The following is a 20,670-nucleotide window of genomic DNA, read 5'->3' as shown; positions in this document are numbered from 1 at the left end:
AAAAAAAATCAGAGGGGGCTATACAACTCCCCCTCTTTCTTCTTAGTGCGTTCCGGTAATGGTTAAATCATCCGCAGACGATTTGTGTGCAGAGTACACTGCAATAACCGGATAAGGTATGCCGGTAAGAGACCACGACGTTCCGGCAAGGTTCAGAGTTCCATTACCGTTAGGAGCCTTGTACTGCAGAGTGTAAGTGTCGCCTATAGCCTTGATATCAGCCGCCATGACAATGACTCCCGTGTTCGTTCTAAGAGCATTGATGTTAGCTTGGGTTGCAGGTTGATCATGCTTAACCGCTACTGCTGAAGAAGGTAACACGTAAGAGTAATGCCATCTTTGGGCTTGCATCGCATATTCGAGCATAGACAGCTTGGTTCCGGGATTCCTATTAATTCCATATGTCTGGTCTTGACCGATGTAGGTTCTGTTTCTCCCTGTCAGGGCCATGAATTGGGAAGAACCGTACAGGTAGCTGCCATAGGGCTCTGCACCTTTACCGGAAGCCGTGTCTCCCCCGGATTGCGCGAATAGCGCCGCGATCGTGGAGGTCAATTCGGCTTCGTCATCCTTAACATTCCGTCTTCCAGCTTGATTCTCCCAGTCCAACCTTACTGGATTCGCGTACACGGAAGCAGGGTTCCACCCAGGAACAGCGGCCCCAAACTTATTGATGACCTTATACTCCCCATTAACGTCCATATAGATATCTACCTGTGTGATCGCCCCGGACTGCAGATTCAAATGATAGAAGTACGGAATAATTTGCAGGTTGCTGTAATAATTACCCATGGTTTGAATGTCGGATAGCACGTCGTATCCGATTCGCAGCGGTTGATTCTTCAGAGCATCGATATTGTTCTTCTCTGATGACAGAGGAAAGGGTATCGGATTTTGTTGAATATGCGCTAACAATCCCCAAGTGTTTAGATAATTAGTGCCAGCCGTAACCGTCCTATCCCGAATGTCCACTGTATCTCCTACGATCTTATTCTGAATATTTGGATCTACCCGTTTAACTACGTTAGGTATTAGCCACTGAACAGGAGAAAGCGGTTGTTTGAATAGGTTAGAGAATCTGAAGTCTCCAGTATCCTCTATTATCATGTTACCTATTCTACCTACTACATCGACTTGGTACCTCTTCACGGTACTATGCTTCGCAGCATCCGGTCTAGGAACGTTGTACCTTACTTTGTTAGTAGGCGTATCCCCGTCCTCGATCGCTCCATTGATAGCTATACTCTTCCACTCCACCATTGCGCTAATCTTTTCTCGGTTAGCCAACGGTACATAGAAATCGTACAGCATCCCAGGACTCGTTACTGGTAGCTGAATCCATTCGTTCGATTTGTACATCGTGTTGTTGTATATCACGTTGAAGTCAAATTTTACGTACTTAGCTTTTGTCCACTCCGTAGTGTCCATATTATCGATAAAGCCTTTACCTCTGATTTCGGTTGTCTGTGCCCATCCCCATTGACCGTTACCGAAGAAGTCTCCAGTATTCGGATAATAGAGTTGAAAACCGTAATCAAGAAGAACAAAGTTGCCCGGAGTATATCCCTCAGCAGGAGCGTTAGGATTCACGGTAACTGGTACCAAGATGTATGCATCCGAAGGAGGAGACGTATCAGATCCGCCTGCTGTGGTTGTGATCATTCTGGTAGGTTGTCCTACAGCAGGATTAACGCTGCCTGGCGAGGAAATAACTATCTTTCCATGACCAGTGTTAGCTCCTGAAGTAGTACTTCCATTAAGCACTCCTCCAGTGTAACTAGAGCCGCCTCCACCTGAGTTACCGCCACCGCCTTCACTGCCACCTCCGCCTCCGCCGAAGTAACCGCCGCCTCCGCCACCTGCACCATATCCGCCTGTGACGTTACCGCCTTGCCCTAAGGAACCAGCAGTAGAGTAACCTCCGCCAGAGTAACCTCCAGCTGTCTGAGTTCCCCCGCCGCCAGGCGACAGATAGTTAGACCCGGTTCCAGCGCTGCCCGTCAATCCACCGCCGTTCCCTCCAACGTCCTCAGTGCAGCCATTGCCGCCACCACCTCCGGCAACAATTACACGGTTGGTTAGAAATGTGCCGTCAATACGAATGTCTGAAGCACCGCCTCCGCCAGCGCTATCTGAACTACTATTGTACCCGCTCCCTCCGCCGTTCCATCCTCCGGCAGCTCCGTAGTCTGTTCCCTGACCACCGACATAGATATTAATGACAGTTCCTTCCGTAAGGTCTATTTCCCCCTTAGCATAACCGCCTTTGCTTCTAGTTGTTGAGTGTTGCGAAATACCGCCGGAAGCTCCCCACACTTCAAATGTATATCTACCAGTAGAGGGCGCGGTAAATGTTTGGACATTGCCCGTATAGTTAAAAGTCTTCGCTACGGGAGGATTATTCGAAGGTGGTACATAATCTGGGTTAGGTACTTCTTGTGTCACCTCTACTGAATCTACAGCTACAAACTCCTGCTGACTCATGTTCTTCAAGATCAGGTTATCTACAAATAGATGATCCCGTGGACTTGAGGCAGCGTCTTTGTTAGCCCCCTTGATCATGTGTATACGAACATAGGCAGCGTTGGACGGCGATGTGAATGTAAATGTCTTGTGCGCTACAGTTCCAGTATTCGTTGCTTTGTCGCTAGAGCCGATACCGCCGCTGATAAACGTTTGACTGGAATCGTAGAAGTCTAAGGAGAAATAGCCTTCGCACCTATGGCAACTTAGGTCTCCCTCGAACTTGTACTGAATGTTAGGCTTAATCGGAATATCCTTCCAATAACCCCCTGTTGTGTTGGAACTCCCCACAGAGTTAACTTCGAAGGTGTTGGCTCCAGAGATGACCCAAGAATCGCTTGTTCTGCTGGTAAAGGCTATGTTGGAAGCATCTCCAGTAGCGACCCACGTATTCCATCCTGCCACAGTCTTATCCACGTTGACGATTTCCGCACCAGGATTCGGTATAATGTTCTGCCGATAGTTCGGATCTAGAACCTTCTCGTACTCCGCTACACCTTCTTGTCTGTTTCCTCCGCCCGGGGTCGTGCGCTGGTCCAGACGGTTTGGTAACGACACAACCATCGCATGCTGTACGGATACAGGATCATGAATGACTACATCGTTTACCTTAGAATGTACGGGTGAGTAAGCCGACGTGAAGGTTAAACCTGTTCCGCCATACTTAGTGTCGTTCTGCACCGGATAAGCTGTCGGCTTGTTGTTCGGATTGTCATTTATGACGTTCTTAAAGAACACAGTTGACGTTCCTGTTCTATATTCTCCATTAGGAAGAGTATCCGGTATGTCTAGATTTGCAGCCATAAGTCGCATAAACGGAGCAGGTCTGCTCGTTCTAACCCTACCTGCTGGCATACTGTCAAATACAGTAGACACTGTACCCGTCGAACCTCCAGAATACTTCACAGAAGGAGTTGAGAAGTTACCGTTATACGAGCCGATTTTGATCGTATTTTTCTTATCCCACTTAGCTGCCGTCAGTGGATTGTTCGTCCACATTGTGTCAAAGCTAGTAACTGGAACATCCAACTGCTCAGTGACTTTCGCCGTATTGGACTTCTTATCGAAGTACATAACTGACTGATCTCCAGAAGAAGTCTGCAAGATCAAGAAATCGGAGATAGCTGTAACGTTACCCGTAATTGCACGGCGTTCGTCAAACTTCTTCTGCTCGTTTACTGAACCGCTATCCTTCGAGTTAGTCAAGCAGTTATCGGAATTACCTTCATTCCAATAAACGCTATCGTGTTGATCGGTCTCTACGGAATAACGCAGGCGCCCATCCTTACTCGTATTCGTAGCAGCCCTGTTATAAAAGTAAGTTGGGTCTCCTTGGGTAATAGAAGCAGTTACCTCTTCAGTCTGAACGAGAGTAGCCATTCCATCCACTTTGGATTTCTCAATCTTCCAGACGACTGCTTTATTGATCTTCATATAATCAAATGTGACAGTCTGAGTCCAAGTGTCTACATAATGACCTACTACGTGAGAGTCATAACCTAATTGGTCCCATCCGTACTCCGTTCCGTAAATAGGTTGAGGATTCTCGCCTGTCGTATAGCCTTTGATGTATTGTTGGGATTTAGGCTGCACTATCTCTGTGTATGGGGCACTACAAGCGTCAACCTTCTGTCTAGCAGTCGGCTTAGGCGGTTGTACATCCTTAGTGAATCCACCAATGATAGGATTCATCGCCCATCCATTTACTACAGCATTGAACTCCGATTTATAAGTACGAGCCTGTGTTACCTTTGGAACATACTCGACTTGAACATCAACGATAAACTCAGATCCGCCAGATGCAAAATACAAATTTCTTGTTGTAGGTGTACCGGACATAGCATCAAATGTTTCGTTAGAGCTTGTTCCAGAAAGTTGGGGAGAACCTTCTTTGATTTCTGAAAAGTACTTGGGTACGCTAAAGAAATTTGCTACTTCCGGAGGTTCCTTATCCGGTCGGAACCACGTCATAGTCGTAGACGATGTTGGACGATTACATGGCTTCGTCACAACTGCGCCCGATGCATCTGTTGCAGATATAAATACATCTGCATTGTACCTGAAGCTAACTTTACCGCCCGGAGGTATTGGATAGTTAGTCAGATCATCGTAGTATAGAACTTTGCTAATCGCTCCACCTTTAAGATACGCTAGCAACTCTTCTTTGCTTACTGAGCCTCCTTTAGCCAGATCAACCTTCGCACCACCAGGATCAGTATCCGGAGGTATCTTACTATTGGTTGACCACTTAGGCTTGTCTCCAGTATTAGCCAACCCCGTCAAAACGTCTGTTTGGTCTGTTCGAAAGACCCTGATGTTTATCTTGAAATCCTTCTTACCGACTACCCACTTTTCCCAATCATCGAGACTCTTCTGATCGGTTTGCTGCAGGTCAACTTGCATGGTTACTTTCTGACCGATCGTCGTATTGTCTGCAGGTACTTCTCCTTCGACCTTTTCCTTATTAGGAATAGTTGCGCTAGTAAAGCACTTACAGTCAGGGCTCGTTGTATAAACTCCTCTTACATATTCTCCTCCAATTGGTACTGGGGGATTTCTCTCAGTCTGCGTAGATGCGAATCTTACGAATTCATTCGCATCAGTTTCCTTTGAACAATCCATCTTTTTAGGATCGGAAATCCTAGTCACATACGAACAAACAAGAAAGTAATTTTTTCCATCCTTGCCTGTTACGGAATCCGGTACAACAATACCTTTACCATCTTTGGTTTTTGCCTTCTCATACTTCCAAGCCGGCCACATTCCCTCCGAATAATCGTCCACTTCCTTAGGACCGTAAGTACTTAAAATTTCCGTAGCGTCTTTGATTGAAGTTCCGCTTTCGTTGAAGTATTGCATTATGATTGGATATGAACCTTTAAATTCAACAGGTACGTCATAATAATTCCTGAAATAAGACTTATTTGCCCAACCTCTTGCATTTCGGATCTTATTCAGCGTTTCGTACTCAGGGGTTAAAAGAGTGCTACTTCCTTCTTTGACCAAAAAGATGGTGCTCATATAAACAGTCATTCCATCAGATAACTTCTCAAACAACTTGTTCTCCGTCAGCTTATCTTCGAACTTCTGTCGATCAGCCTCGAACTTTGCAACAAGAACAGCATCGGCAGCGGAAGCTCCATACTCGGCTTGTTGACACTTTCCTTCTTTCTGCAATCGCTTAGCATTCGCATCACGCTGCAATGGACTCTTCTCTCTATCTTCTTCGAACTCACTGTACTGGCTTAAGTATTCACATTCTCCAATATCTTCTACTTTCCACATACTCGTATCATATTGAGCAGGAGTGGTGTTCTTGTAAAGATCGATACGGAGATAATTTGAATCTTTCGTTGGGGTACACTCCGCCGTATCAGAATTTCTGCTAGTACAGGTCGTATCTGTTCTTATAACGAAAGCTTTCGTCCCATAACGCGTGTTTGAAGAAGCCTTCTTGTTAGGAGTAACGTAGATCAACTGACCATCTAGGAATCGCGCACCGGTTTTATAGCGTTTGTTATCGGTTGAAACAGGAGTACTACTACCCGCGGCATCTGCGTGCTGGCTAGGGTACAGAGGGAACCCACTAACGAGTACGAACAGTACCAATAAAATCATTCTAAGTCTTTTCAAATACATGCCTCCTTGATACTTAAAGCTCCGACTCACAACAAATCCCTCTTCTTCTGAAAGACAGGTGAGAGCTGGATTAGCCTCTCACCTGTCTGCAATCACTTCACACTGATGTTGTAGTAGTAGTTCTCCTTAATAAACATATTTTCAAACTCTGCAAGGCCATGATCTTCTCCCCAAGTAGCATTCGCTACTACTGAATGCATCCTCACGTTAGAGTAGCCATCGTACCAGACTCCAGTCTTCAACTTAGTAGCATCCGACAAGTTCGTTACATCCCAGTTGTCAAGAAACGTTTGGTTAGGATCTTTAGAGGAAATGATCATGAACTTGAAGTGAGTGGGAATCCAGACAGTAGCGTCCAGACCTTGTACAGCAGATAGCTCAGGATCAGCGTAACCTTTAGTGACTATCTTGTTGTCCTTTACCCATTTAACGTACTTCTTGATGGTTTCTTCATACTGGGATTTAACGTAGTCATTCTTTGTAATCGTACCAGATGCGCTATTCATGAAGGCCCTAGTAAAAGCTGCTTCGTTTATCGTACGATAATCCACATTCAATTGAACTTCGTAGTAACTACGGATCTTAGCTCCAAGAACATTCGCTGTACTTATGTAAGATGCGTTCCTTTTCTCTATGAAAGAACGACTCGTCGTCTTTTTCGAGTAGAGCTTATAAAAGCCGACCGATTCAAGGTCCGTCAAACGGAACCAATTAGCATCTTGAGTCTTGCTGTACTCCCGCCCCCAAGGATCGAGTTTAACTTCGCCAGTATCTACTTTTGCTTGGTACTTAGCGTCGGTCACTTTGACGGAATGTGCGCTGGCATCCCACTCCACCTTCGAATCGAGCACCTCACTCACAAAACGAAGCGGAACCATCGTTCGACCCTCATACATCTCGGCGGCTGTATCCAACTCCTCCGCTGCTCCGTCTACCGTTACGGTGTTGGAGCCGATCGGCATACGGATGGTTTTGCCTTCATACTGGATAATTGCCGTTTGCGTACTGTTCTCCCAGGTGACATCCGCGCCCAGCATCTCGCTCACGAAACGAACCGGCACCATCGTTCGACCATCCGTGTTCACATAGGGTTCCGTGTCCGGGAATCTGACCTTCTGTCCGTTCACGATGATCGGAAGAATCTGCAGATCCTTCCCCGGTACTGCGTTCACCTGGCTTGTTCCTACGCCGACCATAATTACGGCTGCAGCAACAGCTGCGGCGATGGTTTTCTTGATCATCCTTCATCGTCTCCTTTTTTAATGGCCTCATAGTGACCTGATTAGGAATATGCGCGCTGAACGGTCATCCGCTCGCAATCGTCTATACGATCAGCCGTCTGCACCAAGTAATCGGCACATCGCTTCAACTCATAATCGTAGCCTACTCCCAGCCCAAGCCAGTAATAGGAGAGCTTATCCTCCAGATCGGCCATCCCCGCCAATCGATCCAATCTTCGATCTACTGAATCGATCTTCGCCTGTACGGCTTGCAAACGACTCGTCAGCCTTCTGAGCATCCCCGTATCGACAGTCATGACTACCGGAAGCGTCAGTCTCGAAGCTCCGCCGAAGAAGCCGGAAAAGAAGCTTTTAACGCTGCTCGCGAACGAATCGAACCAATCGCTGAACCGTTCCCAATGCTCCACAAACCATGTTTTCGCATCCGATAACGCATTTCTTACAACGGTTTTAATCCGCTCCATCGGTTCGCTGTTCCATGCCGCCTTCCATAGCACCTTCATGGAATCGGTGACCAAGTGGTAGCTCCCATGCCCATTTCCTTCCGCATGCCGAAATCAGCCTCATTGGTAAACAGCTTGGGAAGATTTCGAGTTGCCATGATGAGCACGGTTATGCCCGCATTTACAAGCTGTCGACTTAGCTAGCTTAGCCTCTCACCCTTCTGCAATTACTTCACACTCATGTTATAGAAGTAGATATCCTTAACGAACATATTTTCAAAATTCGCAATACCATGATCTTCTCCCCATGTAGCTTCTGCTACTACAGAATTCATTCTCACATCGGAGTACCCATCATACCAAACGCCTGTTTTCAGCTTGACTGCATCCGACAGAGAAGATACATCCCAGCTATCTAAGAAAGCTTGATTGGAATCTTTAGCCGAGATAATAATGAACTTAAAATGAGTAGGAATCCAAACAGATGTCCCTATCCCATGAACAGCAGACAATTCAGGATCTGCATAGCCTTTTGTTATTACCTTGTTATCTTTTACCCACTTGACGTACCTTTTGATAGTTTCCTCGAACTGACCTTCCAAGTAGCTATTTTTGGTAATTCTACCGGAAGCACTGTTCATGAAAGCTTTAGTGAAAGCTTTCTCATCGATAGTTCTATAGTCCACATTTAGTTGAACCGCATAGTAGTTACGAATCTTGGATGCAAGAACATTGCCTGTGCTTACATAAGTATTACTACGATCCTCGATGAAAGTCCGACTTGTTGTTGCCGTCTTCGAATAAAAATCATAGAATCCAACAGTCTCAAGATCAGCCAGACGGAACCATTTGTCATCTTGAGTCTTGCTGTACTCCCGCCCCCAAGGATCGAGTTTAACTTCGCCAGTATCTACTTTTGCTTGGTACTTAGCATCAGTCACTTTGACGGAATGTGCGCCGGCATCCCACTCCACCTTCGAATCGAGCACTTCGCTTACGAAACGAAGTGGAACCATCGTTCGACCCTCGTACATCTCGGCGGCTGTGTCCAACTCCTCCGCCGCTCCGTCTACCGTTACGGTGTTGGAGCCGATCGGCATGCGGATGGTTTTGCCTTCATACTGGATAATCGCCGTTTGCGTGCTGTTCTCCCATGTGACATCCGCGCCCAGCATCTCGCTCACGAAGCGAACCGGCACCATCGTTCGACCGTCCGTGTTCACGTAAGGCTCCGTGTCCGGAAATCTGACCTTCTGTCCGTTCACGATGATCGGAAGAATTTGCAGATCCTTCCCCGGTACTGCGTTCACCTGGATTGTTCCTACGCCGACCATAATTACGGCTGCAGCAACAGCTGCGGCGATGGTTTTCTTGATCATCCTTCATCGTCTCCTTTTTTCATGGCCTCATCGCGAACTTATCAAGAATAGGCGCGCTGAACGATCATTCGCTCGCAATCGTCTATACGGTCAGCCGTTTGCACCAAGTAATCGGCGCATCGCTTCAACTCATAATCGTAGCCTACTCTAAGTCCAAGCCAATAATAGGAGAGCTTATCCTCCAGATCGGCCATACCCGCCAATCGATCCAATCTTCGATCTACTGAATCGATCTTCACCTGCACGGCTTGCAAGCGACTCGCCAGCCTTCTGAGCATCCCCGTATCGACAGTCATGACTTCCGGAAGCGTCGGGCTCGAAGCTCCCCCGAAGAAACCAGAAAAGAAGCTCTTAACGCTGCTCGCGAACGAATCGAACCAATCGCTGAACCGTTCCCAATGCTCCACAAACCATGTTTTCGCATCCGATAACGCATTTCTTACAACGGTTTTGATCCGCTCCATCGGTTCGCTGTTCCATGCCGCCTTCCATAGCACCTTCATGGAATCGATGACGAAGTGGTAGCTCGCCATGCCCATATCCTTCCACATACCGAAATCAGCCTGATTGGTAAACAGCTTGTAAAGATTTCGAGAGGACACAATCAGTACAGTTACACCTGCATTGACAAGCTGTCGACTTAGGATGTCCGGGTCCTGGGTCGAGGCGAAGCCTCCCGCCTCGTTGAACTCAATTGTGGTCAAGCCGTGCGGATCCATGAACACATTCCATCCGGACTCTCCGATGCGCTCATGGAATTGCTCTTTCAAGTTCACCACGGTATCGACATAATCCACATAGCCGAGCCCGCTGACGAAATCTCCTTCGTGAATGATGAATTGATAGCTTTCTCCCCGGAGCGCTGCCTTCTGCTCTTCCGTCAGGTCGAACCAATAAATGGGCTGCCCATTCACGCTGTAGGCGTTAATATCCAAATCCAGATGATTCACGAAGACTTCGCTCGCCAGATTATTGCCTTTGGAGTGTCCATACAGCGAGTAGGAGATGCCGTCTAGCGGTCGTCCCCCTTCATCTTGGGAATACTTCTCGAAAAACTCGTTTGCCTGGCGAACCTGCATCGAGGCACCCGTAATCCCGGACTCCGCATTATCGGTCCAGTCTACCCACGATTCCATCTCGCTTCCCCGATACAGAAATCCGCGGTCTCCGCTGGCGTCCTCCAACGCATAGCCGACAAACCCGGTTCGGGTTTGGTGGGTGACATCTCCGTGTTGATTGTGGTTCTCGTACCCGATAATTCGTATATCCTCAAGCCCGCCGTGCTTTCGGATCAGCTCCGGATAGCTTTTCAGGAGGGCGTCGATTCTTTCGATTTGATCTTTATCTTCTGTTCGAACGGCTTTGGCGCTATTTAACGCTTGTAGAATCGTTAAATTTCTTTCCTGATAATCAACGGCGCTAACCAAGTCCACATAGGATAGCTGCAATAGGAAATACTTTTCTTCATCGGTCAGCTCTTTGCTCTGAATCGACATTACTTTGTCCTCCCTTGCTTATCTTTTGATTTATCCTATTAAAATAAGTAGGGTCTGACAGCAGGATTTCCCTGTCGAAATAAACATCCTGAATATATCCATCGCGGACATACTTCCAATTAAAATTGATCGTATGAGCAATTCTGGCGAGCTCTAGAGCATCCTCATAGTTCTCCTTTTTTATGTATCCGATGGACACCATAAAATCCCGGTCGGTCAACTTCTTTAGTTCTTCATATACATTCTCCCAAAGTGCCGTGTCGTCTTCCGGAATGCGATCTCCCTCCACCGGAACCCCTACATATAAGAAAATTAGGCCCTCCCTGTTCTTCTCCGATACGAACTCATCGACCGGAGTACGCAAAATCGCCGCATCTTGCGGTCGTTCCGAGAAGCCTAGCGCAAACCTGACGATCAAATCCCGATCATCAAGCTGCTCAATCTCATGTTTGTATTTTTCCGTATAGTGATAGCTGAAATAGCATAGCGGATAATCGTCATTGAAACCCTCCGAGCTCGTTCCCTTAAATACATAAAAGGGAATGTCCGGCTGTCCGGTCGGATGTACCATCATCTTGGCCCCGCCGTACATTTTCGGAAACAAGGTGCTTCCTTTCTCGAAGAGCTCCTTCTCGTAGGTTCCGCCATACTTCTCTTCTAAATAATCCATCATCTTTCCCGTCATTTGTTTCTCGCTATTGAACATGCAACCGGTCACCCCTAACAGGATTATCATCAGCCCACACAATCTAGCCGCCGACTTCAAGCGAACATGCATCAGAATGCCCCCCGCACACTACGACAAGTATCGATCCTCAATCTATAAATTGGATATTTATCCTTATGGCACTTCAAATGACAAATCCAATCCAAATCTCACCCCATTATACACTTAGAAATATATGCAACCTATAGAATTTGTCAGGAATGTGCATATTTTGTCATGCAGCTTGCAGATACTCCCCGACCGATTGCCCGTCAATCATCGGAACGCTTCCTCGAACACTTCGACGACTTCCCGGCTGTCGAACGGATGCTTGCGGCTGAGCGAGCAGATCCGAATATGCTGCATGCGAGGGAGGATGATAAGCTTCGTCAGCAGCGGATCGGCCCCTAGCTCAGACAGCATCTGAATCGGTTCAATCGGAGGATCGATCAGCACGACCTTTCGCGCGATGTTGTCTTCCCGGAAGGACTCCAGCGTCTCCTTAGTCACCGCGATGCTCCGCGGCGAGCAATCGGTAATGAAATGAACGGAGAGCGCCGAAGCGGCAAGCCTCTCCAGCAACTCCAGCTGCGACGAATCGATCAGAACGTTCAAGTAAGCGTAATAATTCAGCCGCGTCTTCAGCTCCGCCACAACTTCCTCTACCCGCTCCGGCTCCAACGAGCCCTCCACGCACAGCAGCGGCCGCTCCAACCGATGGGCCAGCAGCTCGTCCAAAGAGACGGATTCCACCCCGTACTGACCAAGCTTAGAGCTGCCCGTCAGATCGAGCAGCAGCGCATTATGCCTTCGCGCCAGAGCGCCAGACCAGGTAAGGGCGGTCGCCGTTCTTCCGGTATCGGGTGCCCCTACGAAAATGCGCAGGGAATGCTTGATCAGGTTGTCAACGACGACGATCTCCTCCAGCCGCTGCGCTCTCAGCAGCTTAATCAGCCGCTGCTGGTAGTCGATGATCGTCGCGTCTTCTTCGCATAGACGGAATACGAGAGTGAGCAGCTTCTTGACTTTATCTTCAATAATCGATAGCGTTACGCGATTGCGCTGCAGATCGCCAAGCAATCGGCTCGTTACGGTTGCGATGTTCTGCGGAACGAACATCGCCCGGATCGGCTTCATGACTTCATTAAAATAATCGTTGTTGTACGGGTGCTCTTCATCCATCTGGGCGACAAGATCGGTGATGCTCCGATCCATCGCCATATAGATCTCGATAATATCCTTGGACAGCTCCATGAGATCAGCCTGCATCCCGAGACGCTTCTCGATAAGCTCATCCAGTCGGGCCTGATCCTCATACAGCAGCTTGACGCTGGAGACAACGCCCAGCGCCTCGCGAATTCTTTCGATTCGCGCATCGACTGTCGCTTCCGCCGATCTGACGACCGCATCCATAACCGCGCCGAATTTGTCGGCAAGCATCTGATTGCCGAGACCGCTGTACGAGGCGCGCTCCATCCCAATCTGCTTCACCAGAGCAAAACGCTCCTCCACGGTGAGCGATACGTCCTTGAACACATGGGCGATCTGCATGTCCAAAGCTTCAAGCACCTTAATCAGCTCGGCATACTGCGTGTTCTGGTGAAGCAGATCGGACAGGACTTCATCCTTGGAGAGCGCCTGCTTGAAAAAGTGGAAGTCTGCAAACTGTCCCATCTCCAGCAATCTTTGCTCCAGCGACTTGGGCAGCTCCCGTTCCTCTTCCATCGGCGCGACGAACGTCTCCTCTTCCGCAATGGCTGCCGCAGTCTCCACCGCTACGAGCGGGGGTTCGCGCAGCTCCAGCGCTTCTCTCTCCCTTGCCTTGGCATCCGCAGACTCCAGAATACGTCCGTCCGAGCCGATCGCGGCAAGCTCGATCACCGAGGCAACGGCTTGCAGCACGGATTCGGGCGTCACCCTGCCCAGCTCGAGCTTTGCGGCATCGCCGCTCATCAGATCGCGTTCCTTCTCTTTCTGATAGAGATAGATGACACGAACCGCAGGATGCTTCGTCCTCATCGCTTCGTTCAGCGCCGCACCAGATGCGCCGCGCACATCCTTGGGTCCCAGAACGACGGCATCCATATTCGTAGCTTCCGGAGCGTGCGGCATGGTTTCAATGATTTTGCTTACGTTGGTTTGGAACGCTTTATCGATTAACGCCTTCTTGACGAACGGTCCTAACGAAGCTCCGAAAATCATTTCAGATTCCCCCCGTAATCAGTTCCTTGTAATCGTTGAAAAAGCGAATGTTTAGTTGGGCATTCCGGTTATGGTTGTACAGAAACGGATAATAATACCCTTCCACCACCTTCAGCTGCTCCACAAAATGCGAGTCGAAATGGTAGGTTTCGATCAAATAATCGTGCAGATGCTCCATATACACGGCGGAAGCATCGAAAGTAAGGCGTGACGGGTCGGTGCGGGCATTGGCCGTCAGAGCGGCCGACTTGCGGATTTGATCGAAATCCTGGGAAAGCTGCCTCATCATGTCTTCCTTCTTCTGATCCAGCGGCTTGCTCAGCTTGTCGATCTGCTTCGATAATTCCTTTATCGTCTCTTTCTTGTCCGCCACATCCGCCTCCAGGCTTTCGATCTTTGCGTTCAATTCCTCGGTCGTGACAGACGGCTTCCCCGCTTTGGAATTGAAATCAAAATCCTTCAGGTAGTCGTAAGCGAAATAACCCCCCGCGCCGAGCCCGCCGACAAGGATGACCGTCATCGCGATCCTTCTCATCCGGGATTGTCTGCGCCGGCTTCGTTCGTGCTTATCCGTTTGCTTGGCGGCTTGCTTGGCGGCCAGTCCCTCAAAGGCAATGGCCACTTCCTCGGCCAGACTGGCGTTCGGATCCCGTTGAAGAATCGAGCGATACACATCCATCGCTTCTACATACTTGCCCTTTGCTTCATATTGTCTCGCGCGTTTTAATTGTCCTTGATGAGCTTCATCCGCCGAGCCTTCTTTCGTCGCGGATTCACTCTCCCGTACCGCCGCGGCGGCAGCGGAAGCTCCCGCTTGAGGCATCCTCGTCCCGGACTCCAGCTTCGCCAGCTCGATAAGCCATTCTCCGAAAGTTGGACATTGGCTCAGATCGCCGCTTTCCCATACTCGAATGAACAGCGAGGCTACCGATTCGCCCCATGCTGATCTCACGTATTCGATCAGTCCGGCGTAACGCTCTCCATCCTTCTGCATATCCTCCGGCGCAAAATAGCTCTCTCCCCACGCCAGCTCGAAGAAGGAATCGGAGCTGGCGGTAAGCATCTCCATAAGGAGCACCGAGCCGGCGAACCGATCCGATTGCGCTCCCCACATCTGCGTGAGCGGATGACGCTGCGAGGCGTAACCGGGCGATCCGAGAGGCAAATGCTCGGGACGCTCCAGATGGGTGGCGTACATCTGCTCCAGATCGATCAGTTGAACGTAATCGACGGGCCGGACGCTGGCGGCCTTCTCGCCGAACATCGGCAGCATGACATTGGGCGCGGAGAGATCGCCGTGCGACAGCCCGCGTTGCTCCATCGCCGCAAGTGTCTGCGCAAGCGCATAAGCGGCGGAATGGCTCTGCCTTCTTGTCAGCTTCTGCTTGTTAAGCAGCATATCCATCCAGGTCGGCCCTTCGATCCAGGCCATGACCACCGCATATAGAAGATCCGGCTCCTCTCGAAGCAGCTCCGTATTGCTCTGAGGCGCCACTATAGCGCGATCGCAAGCGAGCAAGCCTTCCACGCCGATGAATTTGGCTATTTGCTGTGTATGGTAGACCAAGGAAGGATTAACGAATTTGCTGCGAAACACCTTCAGCGCTTTTTTCCTCCGCCGATCCTCGGTATGCAGCAAATATACCGTCCCCTGCCGGCCCTCCTGGCCGTAAGGGATGGAGGGCGCGTTCGGGTGCGCGCCTATCGTAAATCTCTGCCCGTTGATGACGAGCTGCGTACCGACTTCCGGTTGAAATCCCATTTCGACCTGCTCCTTAGCTTGAAGTGAAATCCCATGTCACCTGAAGAAAGCTGATGTCGTCGCTGGAAGGATGCTCGGTCTCGCTCGCCAGCAGCTCGGACAGCAGTTCGCCGGTTACGCGCGGATAACGATCCAGAGCTTGAAATCCGTCCGAGTAGAGCAGCAGCTCGCCCTTCCGCTGCTTCTGCAACAGCTCGGTGCAATACCAGAAGGGCATGCCTCCGACAGGGCCGGCAGCGCTGTTCCACTGCCCGCGGACAGAGAGGAGATCTCCTGGCAGCTCAGCCGTAGTCTCATTGCGATCGCGCCAAATCCGGCACCGGATATCCCCCTGCCAGACCAGAAGCAGTCGGCCGTTCGGATGCTGCGTTCCCGGATAATCGATTCTCCCGCCGCAATACATCGTGGCGCTTCCTTGCTCCTTCTTCAGGCTCAGCGCCTCGCGAAGCAGCCCTTGTATGCTTGGGGAGATCGCTTGCTCCTGTAAGCATTGATTTGCTTCCTTCGTCAGTTCCTTCATGAATTGATTTAACAGCCGCTGTCCGTCCCCAAGAGGGAGTGCGGCTGTTTCCCCGAACAAAAGCAGCCAGTCCAGAAGCCGATCTCCAACGAATCTGGCGGCAAAACCGCCCTCGTAGGACTGGCTGACGCCATCGCAAAGCACAAACGACAGGCTTGACTCCCGCTCCGCAAGCGTTAAATAATCCTGCCCCGGCTCACTCCATCTTCGGCAATCGCTCGAACGGGAATAACCGTAACGATAATGCCGAGACGGACGGGTAATCTGCTGAACGTCCGTCTCGGCGGACTGCGGCAGTCGAATATTCGTATTTCTCATACTAGTAAACGGGAGTCGCAGCCGACATTTGGAAGCCCAGCGACACCAGATCGGGATTGGTTCCCGGAAACATCAGCAAGGAGCCCATCGCCAGATGATAATTCGCTTCCCTTATCATGCCTCTGTAGCTTTCCGGCATGACCGACGACATTTTTTTCAATTTGTACCCGTAGCCGTCCTTGAACTCGGTGTTCTCCCGTACTCCGGGCCATCGCTTCGGCTGTTCGATCTCCTTCTCCAGCACCTCGTCGGAAATAAAGATATTTTCAATCAGCACGTTGCCGTCCTTCACAGACATATTCATAATGCGGCGCGCGATCGGCTCGGGGTCTTCTCCGGTATACACGCCGTCTGTCATATGGCACACCAGCGGGGCCGGTCCGTCTTGAAGGGAAGGCAGCTCAGCCTTAAGCAGCTGCTCCGCATATAGGAACGCTTTCGCCGTATCCGTGAACCGGTAAGTGTTCAATACCGGGAGCATGCCGCTGTTCATTAACTCGTCGATTTGCTTAATGCCGCCCAGTAGGTCGTGCACTTCATCGCTGTATGCGATGATCGCAACCCGATACCGGGAAGAGATTCGACTGCCCTTCGTGGAACGAAACACCATCTGCCGAAGAGCGACGTTCAGGGATTCCGTGACCACATCGATTCTTTTGCGTCCGCCAAGCGCAAGGCTCATTGAGCCGCTCACGTCCAGCAAGTAGATGATCAGCGCGGGGTGGCTCTGCGTCGCCTTTGCCGTATACGCTACGGAAGCGCCGATCGCCAGGCCGCCGTCCAGCCTTGCAGTCAACTCGTGCGGCGGCGGAGCCGCTTGTCGGGACGCCAAATGAAGATTTACGGTCCGGTGAGCCGTTGCCTCGACAGCGGCATTCGCGGTGACTTCCGCGGCAGCCGTCGGCTGAGCGTGAAGCGCTATGGAAGCTAGCCGCTCCCTCACCTCCCGAATCTGTTGAAACCGTCTGTCGGGATCCGGGTCGAGCAGCCGCTGAACAATATCGCCTAGCGAACTCGGCAGATGAGCCAAGGCCGTGGCGACGGAGCCGCCGTGCTGATACACGTACTTGCCCCCGGTCAACAAGTAATACATGACCGAGCCGACCGCGTAAATATCCGTTCTCTGATCGGTTTGCTTCTTCTCGAATTGCTCCGGTGCCGCGAATGCGACCGTTCCCATCTGCACGGTATCTGTGAATTTCTTCTGATCGTAGCTTCTGGCAATGCCAAAATCGATCAACTGAACGTTGTCGTGTTCGTCGATCATCATATTGGAAGGCTTCAGATCGCGAAAAATAATCGGCTGGGGCTGCCCATGCAAATACGTCAGAATCTCGCAAAGCTGCATCATATATTTCAGCGTTGCGGCTATCGGGAACGCACAGCCCGCCTCCTCGAATTTTTGCTGGAGAGTCGCCCCCCGAACATAATCCATAATCAGGTAACAGCGCCCGTCCGCATTCGGCTCGAAGTAATCGGTTATTTTCGGAATAAAAGGATGGGACAGGCCGGTTAGAATCTGGGCTTCCTCCAGAAAAACCTCGTTATTCGACTGTATAATCTCCTTAACGACAAGCAGCTTGCCCCCCAGCTTCGTATCCTTCGCCCTGTACACGCAGCCCATGCCTCCTTGAGCGAGCAGCGCTTCCACCTCATACCGATTTCCAATTCTAGCTCCCGACTGCAGCAACGACCATCACCGAACCTTCTAAGTGGGATTTACAATTGATTTCTAATTCTCTTATACTTGTCCGACAGCTTTACGAGCTTGGACGCGCAATGCTCCATCCCGACCCCCTTGATCGGCTGCAGCTCCTGCGAGACCTGCTCCAGCTCTCTAATAATCGCGTATAATTCGTTCATAATCTCGTTGCGTTCCATATTCGCACGGGGATTCATCCTGGTCTCCTCCTTTCCAAACGAATCGAATCTCAACGCTCTTGCGCGCTTTCTATTCTTGCAAGCGACGGCGATTTTTCCCGTGCGCTGTTATTCTCGCTTTCTCGCAAGCCTTCTCATGACCTCAAGGATATTTACATTCCACCAGAGAAAAATCGGAGCGATTGCCGCAATCGCAATGGCGATTCCCGTAACGAGGTTGAAGGACGTGGTTCCGGACGCAGCGGTAACCCCCTTGATGACCAGCGCAGCGCTGTATATGGACAGAATCCCGTTGATGTACCACATTCCGCCATAGGATACCGGATATCGGCTCATCCACTTCAAGTTCAGGAGTAACAGGATTACGAGCAGGCTTAGCCCAAAGGCATGTACTCCATCCTTAAACATTCCTGCCAATACAAGCGTATTCAAGGTAAGCAGCGTGTATTGAAGAAGCTTAACTCGAACGATCATGCTCTGATTCCTCCGGTTCCGGCTTCCTCCGCTCGGCATAGCCGATTTTGATATACACGTAAGCCAGTGAGCGATCCCCTGACAGAATATGAAAGATAGGCGTCGTCTGGATCAATTGCTGGTGCTCGATGAAATCGAGGAGCATGCGATAAGACACTTCGGTTAAGGCTTCAAAATGGGTAAAAATACAATGAGATAGCATAGACTCGATGCTGAAATAGCTATGAAAGCTGAATTGCTCCGTCAATAGGAGCTCGTCTTCCTCGATCGGCATAAAAAACTCGCCGTTAATCCATTCCTCCGTCGGCACATTGTTGATCGAATAAAACAACGGTCCCTTGACCGTCGCCTTCTGCCGATCGATCTCTTGAAGAAAATCCGCGATGACCTCCTTCATCTCCCGATAATGAAAGCGATACTTCCTGGAAACCACATTCGTATACCGAATCGCATCATTTGAATTGATCATCGAGCTTGGGCTCCTCTTGCAGAATGGGGGCAAAAATATCGATGACGCCATCTCCGTATACGTCCAGATAGATGTTGTAGAACGGCTCCTGAAGCAGGATGCCGTTGGCTTCGGCGCAAGCGCGCATTAATCCGTAGCTGTCCTCAAGGTCGTCCTCCAGATCCGCATGCCTCAGCAGGAGACCATCGGGGATATGCCATACCGCATCGAAGCTGTATTTGTCGTTCTCCGGCATGACAACCGGTTCATTGACTGGCAAGCAGAATGTAAAATCGGCCTCGTTCGCCTCTGTATTGAGATTAGTCACCTGATAGATAGTCGGACCTGTCGCATAGAGGTTGTTCTTGATCACGGCGTTTCTCAAGGCTCTCGCGGCTTGCAGCCATTCGCCCCCCTTGCATCTGGTCGTCACGCGAAGCACATTGTTGAACCTAAGCGAGCTGCGCTTGATTTTCACGATTAAGCCCCTCTTTTCCTCTCGCGATTTCGGGAAGCCCATCTGCCGATTCCATATCCGATTCGTATGGCCGTAACTGCAATCAGCGCCGCGAACAAGCCCATATAAATAAAGCCGTCCGCATACGCTGCGGGAGCCGCGGCAAATTCCGAGCGATTGCCCCCGTTCAGCAAGGTCACAAGCAGGAGCGAAACGCCCAGCGTCAGCCCCAGCTCCAGCCACACCACGATCATCATCCAGAATGGAGCTCTCCTCTCCAGCTTCCATCCCGCCCGGGACTTCATGACCTGAAGCGGCTTGCTCCACCACCAGAAGAATGTCGCCCCTATGGAAAGGCCCGTTGCTTCCCGCGTTTTATCCTCGTCCACGCGGTCAAGTCGACGTACCTTCCGCACGGATGCGTTTAGCTTCGCCCTCGCTTCTCTTGAAGGCCTTTCCAGGGCAAAGCCGCTGAACTTCAATTTGGCATAGGCGAGCAAGAAAAATTCCGGCCAAGCAATCGCCAGAGCATACTGCAGTATCGAGAAAATCACCAGCAACGGGACAGGTCCCCAATTGCGATAGGCGTCCCCCCCGTATTCCCCTCTCCCCAGGATGAAAGAGATGAATAATATGGCTAGGAGAATGAGGGAAATGACCCATGCCGTTCTGCGGCTTACTGGATATAGATAGCTTCCGTCCTGGGTAAGCTTGCCCATCCTCGCCATGACCATTGCCCTTAAGGTGGTGATGACCAGCAGAATCAGCCCACCGACGATGACATATTTGCCTAAGGTCAATAGATTCTCGGAAGAGTTTCTGTCGTCCAAGGACAGGAAGTACATCTTGTAGCCGTCAATAGATAGCTTCAAAGTTACCAGACAAAGAATGACGGACTGCAGCTTCTGAAAACGATAGATTTGACCGGGAAAGGCAAAAAAGACCAGCGCCAGAAATTGCAGCAGCAGCAGCCCCAGATCGATCTTCTGAATCAAAGGCCAATAAGCGCCCGTAATGGTCGTGCTGTAATCCAGCGCGAACGCCGTCACTGCGCTCATGACTCCGCTGAACACAAATGCGCCGATAAATCCGACGAAGATTCTTTCCGGGGATAGCCGATAATACGAAACCTCCCGCAACTCCCTGAAATTGCCCTCGTTGACACCGCGAAGCATAGCTTC

Annotated in this window: 15 protein-coding genes and 1 pseudogene; all 16 read right to left on the bottom strand. The window is 50.3% G+C overall.

The window, feature by feature from the left end; translation table 11 throughout:
• Positions 1 to 42 precede the first annotated feature (42 nt).
• Positions 43 to 6,156 carry a glycine rich domain-containing protein gene (locus ACFO1S_RS05180; RefSeq protein ID WP_204603295.1) on the bottom strand — a complete coding sequence of 2,038 codons (6,114 nt, stop codon included), beginning with the start codon at positions 6,154 to 6,156 and terminating at the stop codon, positions 43 to 45.
• A 98-nt stretch (positions 6,157 to 6,254) separates the two neighbouring features.
• Entirely contained in the window at positions 6,255 to 7,403 is a 1,149-nt protein-coding gene (locus ACFO1S_RS05175; protein WP_204603296.1) for a copper amine oxidase N-terminal domain-containing protein, read from the bottom strand.
• A 41-nt stretch (positions 7,404 to 7,444) separates the two neighbouring features.
• Positions 7,445 to 7,921 (bottom strand): hypothetical protein, encoded by a 477-nt coding sequence (locus tag ACFO1S_RS05170; RefSeq protein ID WP_378126362.1) that lies wholly within the window; start codon positions 7,919 to 7,921, stop codon positions 7,445 to 7,447.
• A 152-nt stretch (positions 7,922 to 8,073) separates the two neighbouring features.
• The gene (locus tag ACFO1S_RS05165; protein ID WP_204603298.1) at positions 8,074 to 9,225 is read right to left on the bottom strand and encodes a copper amine oxidase N-terminal domain-containing protein; all 1,152 of its coding nucleotides are present in this window, start codon (positions 9,223 to 9,225) and stop codon (positions 8,074 to 8,076) included.
• Between the two features lie 41 nt (positions 9,226 to 9,266).
• Positions 9,267 to 10,721 (bottom strand): DUF2974 domain-containing protein, encoded by a 1,455-nt coding sequence (locus ACFO1S_RS05160; RefSeq protein ID WP_204603299.1) that lies wholly within the window; start codon positions 10,719 to 10,721, stop codon positions 9,267 to 9,269.
• Positions 10,690 to 11,499, bottom strand: coding sequence for a hypothetical protein (locus ACFO1S_RS05155; protein WP_204603300.1), 810 nt, complete (start codon positions 11,497 to 11,499; stop codon positions 10,690 to 10,692). Before ACFO1S_RS05155 ends, ACFO1S_RS05160 begins: the two co-directional genes overlap by 32 nt.
• Positions 11,500 to 11,703: 204 nt before the next feature.
• A complete protein-coding gene (locus ACFO1S_RS05150) occupies positions 11,704 to 13,629 on the bottom strand; it encodes a hypothetical protein (protein WP_204603301.1) in 1,926 nt (641 codons plus the stop codon).
• 1 nt (position 13,630) lies between these two features.
• Entirely contained in the window at positions 13,631 to 15,391 is a 1,761-nt protein-coding gene (locus tag ACFO1S_RS05145; protein WP_204603302.1) for a serine/threonine-protein kinase, read from the bottom strand.
• A gap of 13 nt (positions 15,392 to 15,404) precedes the next feature.
• A complete protein-coding gene (locus ACFO1S_RS05140) occupies positions 15,405 to 16,229 on the bottom strand; it encodes a hypothetical protein (RefSeq protein WP_204603303.1) in 825 nt (274 codons plus the stop codon).
• Between the two features lies 1 nt (position 16,230).
• Entirely contained in the window at positions 16,231 to 16,911 is a 681-nt protein-coding gene (locus ACFO1S_RS05135; RefSeq protein ID WP_378126392.1) for a vWA domain-containing protein, read from the bottom strand.
• Positions 16,912 to 17,283: 372 nt separating this feature from the next.
• Positions 17,284 to 17,880: pseudogene (locus ACFO1S_RS05130) on the bottom strand (serine/threonine protein kinase); the annotation flags it as partial.
• Between the two features lie 68 nt (positions 17,881 to 17,948).
• On the bottom strand, positions 17,949 to 18,128 hold the full coding sequence (locus ACFO1S_RS05125) for a hypothetical protein (protein ID WP_204603305.1): 180 nt from the start codon (positions 18,126 to 18,128) through the stop codon (positions 17,949 to 17,951).
• 90 nt (positions 18,129 to 18,218) lie between these two features.
• Positions 18,219 to 18,584, bottom strand: coding sequence for a hypothetical protein (locus tag ACFO1S_RS05120; RefSeq protein ID WP_204603306.1), 366 nt, complete (start codon positions 18,582 to 18,584; stop codon positions 18,219 to 18,221).
• On the bottom strand, positions 18,568 to 19,053 hold the full coding sequence (locus ACFO1S_RS05115; RefSeq protein ID WP_204603307.1) for a DUF5085 family protein: 486 nt from the start codon (positions 19,051 to 19,053) through the stop codon (positions 18,568 to 18,570). The genes ACFO1S_RS05120 and ACFO1S_RS05115 overlap by 17 nt, the downstream gene beginning before the upstream one ends.
• A complete protein-coding gene (locus ACFO1S_RS05110; RefSeq protein WP_204603308.1) occupies positions 19,037 to 19,510 on the bottom strand; it encodes a GyrI-like domain-containing protein in 474 nt (157 codons plus the stop codon). The genes ACFO1S_RS05115 and ACFO1S_RS05110 overlap by 17 nt, the downstream gene beginning before the upstream one ends.
• Positions 19,511 to 19,512: 2 nt before the next feature.
• Complete coding sequence (locus ACFO1S_RS05105) at positions 19,513 to 20,664, bottom strand: hypothetical protein (protein WP_204603309.1); 1,152 nt, start codon at positions 20,662 to 20,664, stop codon at positions 19,513 to 19,515.
• Positions 20,665 to 20,670: the final 6 nt, after the last annotated feature.

This window comes from Cohnella boryungensis, from assembly GCF_042651945.1.
GTDB lineage: Bacteria > Bacillota > Bacilli > Paenibacillales > Paenibacillaceae > Cohnella > Cohnella boryungensis.
The sequence above is the reverse complement of the archived record's forward strand: the minus strand, read 5'-3'. Positions and strand labels throughout refer to the sequence as shown.

Bases quoted from the DNA above. Each gene is read 5' to 3' on its own strand.
- ACFO1S_RS05175 (WP_204603296.1), bottom strand. From the start codon at position 7,403: ATGATCAAGAAAACCATCGCCGCAGCTGTTGCTGCAGCCGTAATTATG.
- ACFO1S_RS05165 (WP_204603298.1), bottom strand. From the start codon at position 9,225: ATGATCAAGAAAACCATCGCCGCAGCTGTTGCTGCAGCCGTAATTATG.
- ACFO1S_RS05160 (WP_204603299.1), bottom strand. From the start codon at position 10,721: ATGTCGATTCAGAGCAAAGAGCTGACCGATGAAGAAAAGTATTTCCTA.
- ACFO1S_RS05155 (WP_204603300.1), bottom strand. From the start codon at position 11,499: ATGCATGTTCGCTTGAAGTCGGCGGCTAGATTGTGTGGGCTGATGATA.
- ACFO1S_RS05150 (WP_204603301.1), bottom strand. From the start codon at position 13,629: ATGATTTTCGGAGCTTCGTTAGGACCGTTCGTCAAGAAGGCGTTAATC.
- ACFO1S_RS05145 (WP_204603302.1), bottom strand. From the start codon at position 15,391: ATGGGATTTCAACCGGAAGTCGGTACGCAGCTCGTCATCAACGGGCAG.
- ACFO1S_RS05140 (WP_204603303.1), bottom strand. From the start codon at position 16,229: ATGAGAAATACGAATATTCGACTGCCGCAGTCCGCCGAGACGGACGTT.
- ACFO1S_RS05135 (WP_378126392.1), bottom strand. From the start codon at position 16,911: ATGAGCCTTGCGCTTGGCGGACGCAAAAGAATCGATGTGGTCACGGAA.
- ACFO1S_RS05125 (WP_204603305.1), bottom strand. From the start codon at position 18,128: ATGAATCCCCGTGCGAATATGGAACGCAACGAGATTATGAACGAATTA.
- ACFO1S_RS05120 (WP_204603306.1), bottom strand. From the start codon at position 18,584: ATGATCGTTCGAGTTAAGCTTCTTCAATACACGCTGCTTACCTTGAAT.
- ACFO1S_RS05115 (WP_204603307.1), bottom strand. From the start codon at position 19,053: ATGATCAATTCAAATGATGCGATTCGGTATACGAATGTGGTTTCCAGG.
- ACFO1S_RS05105 (WP_204603309.1), bottom strand. From the start codon at position 20,664: ATGCTTCGCGGTGTCAACGAGGGCAATTTCAGGGAGTTGCGGGAGGTT.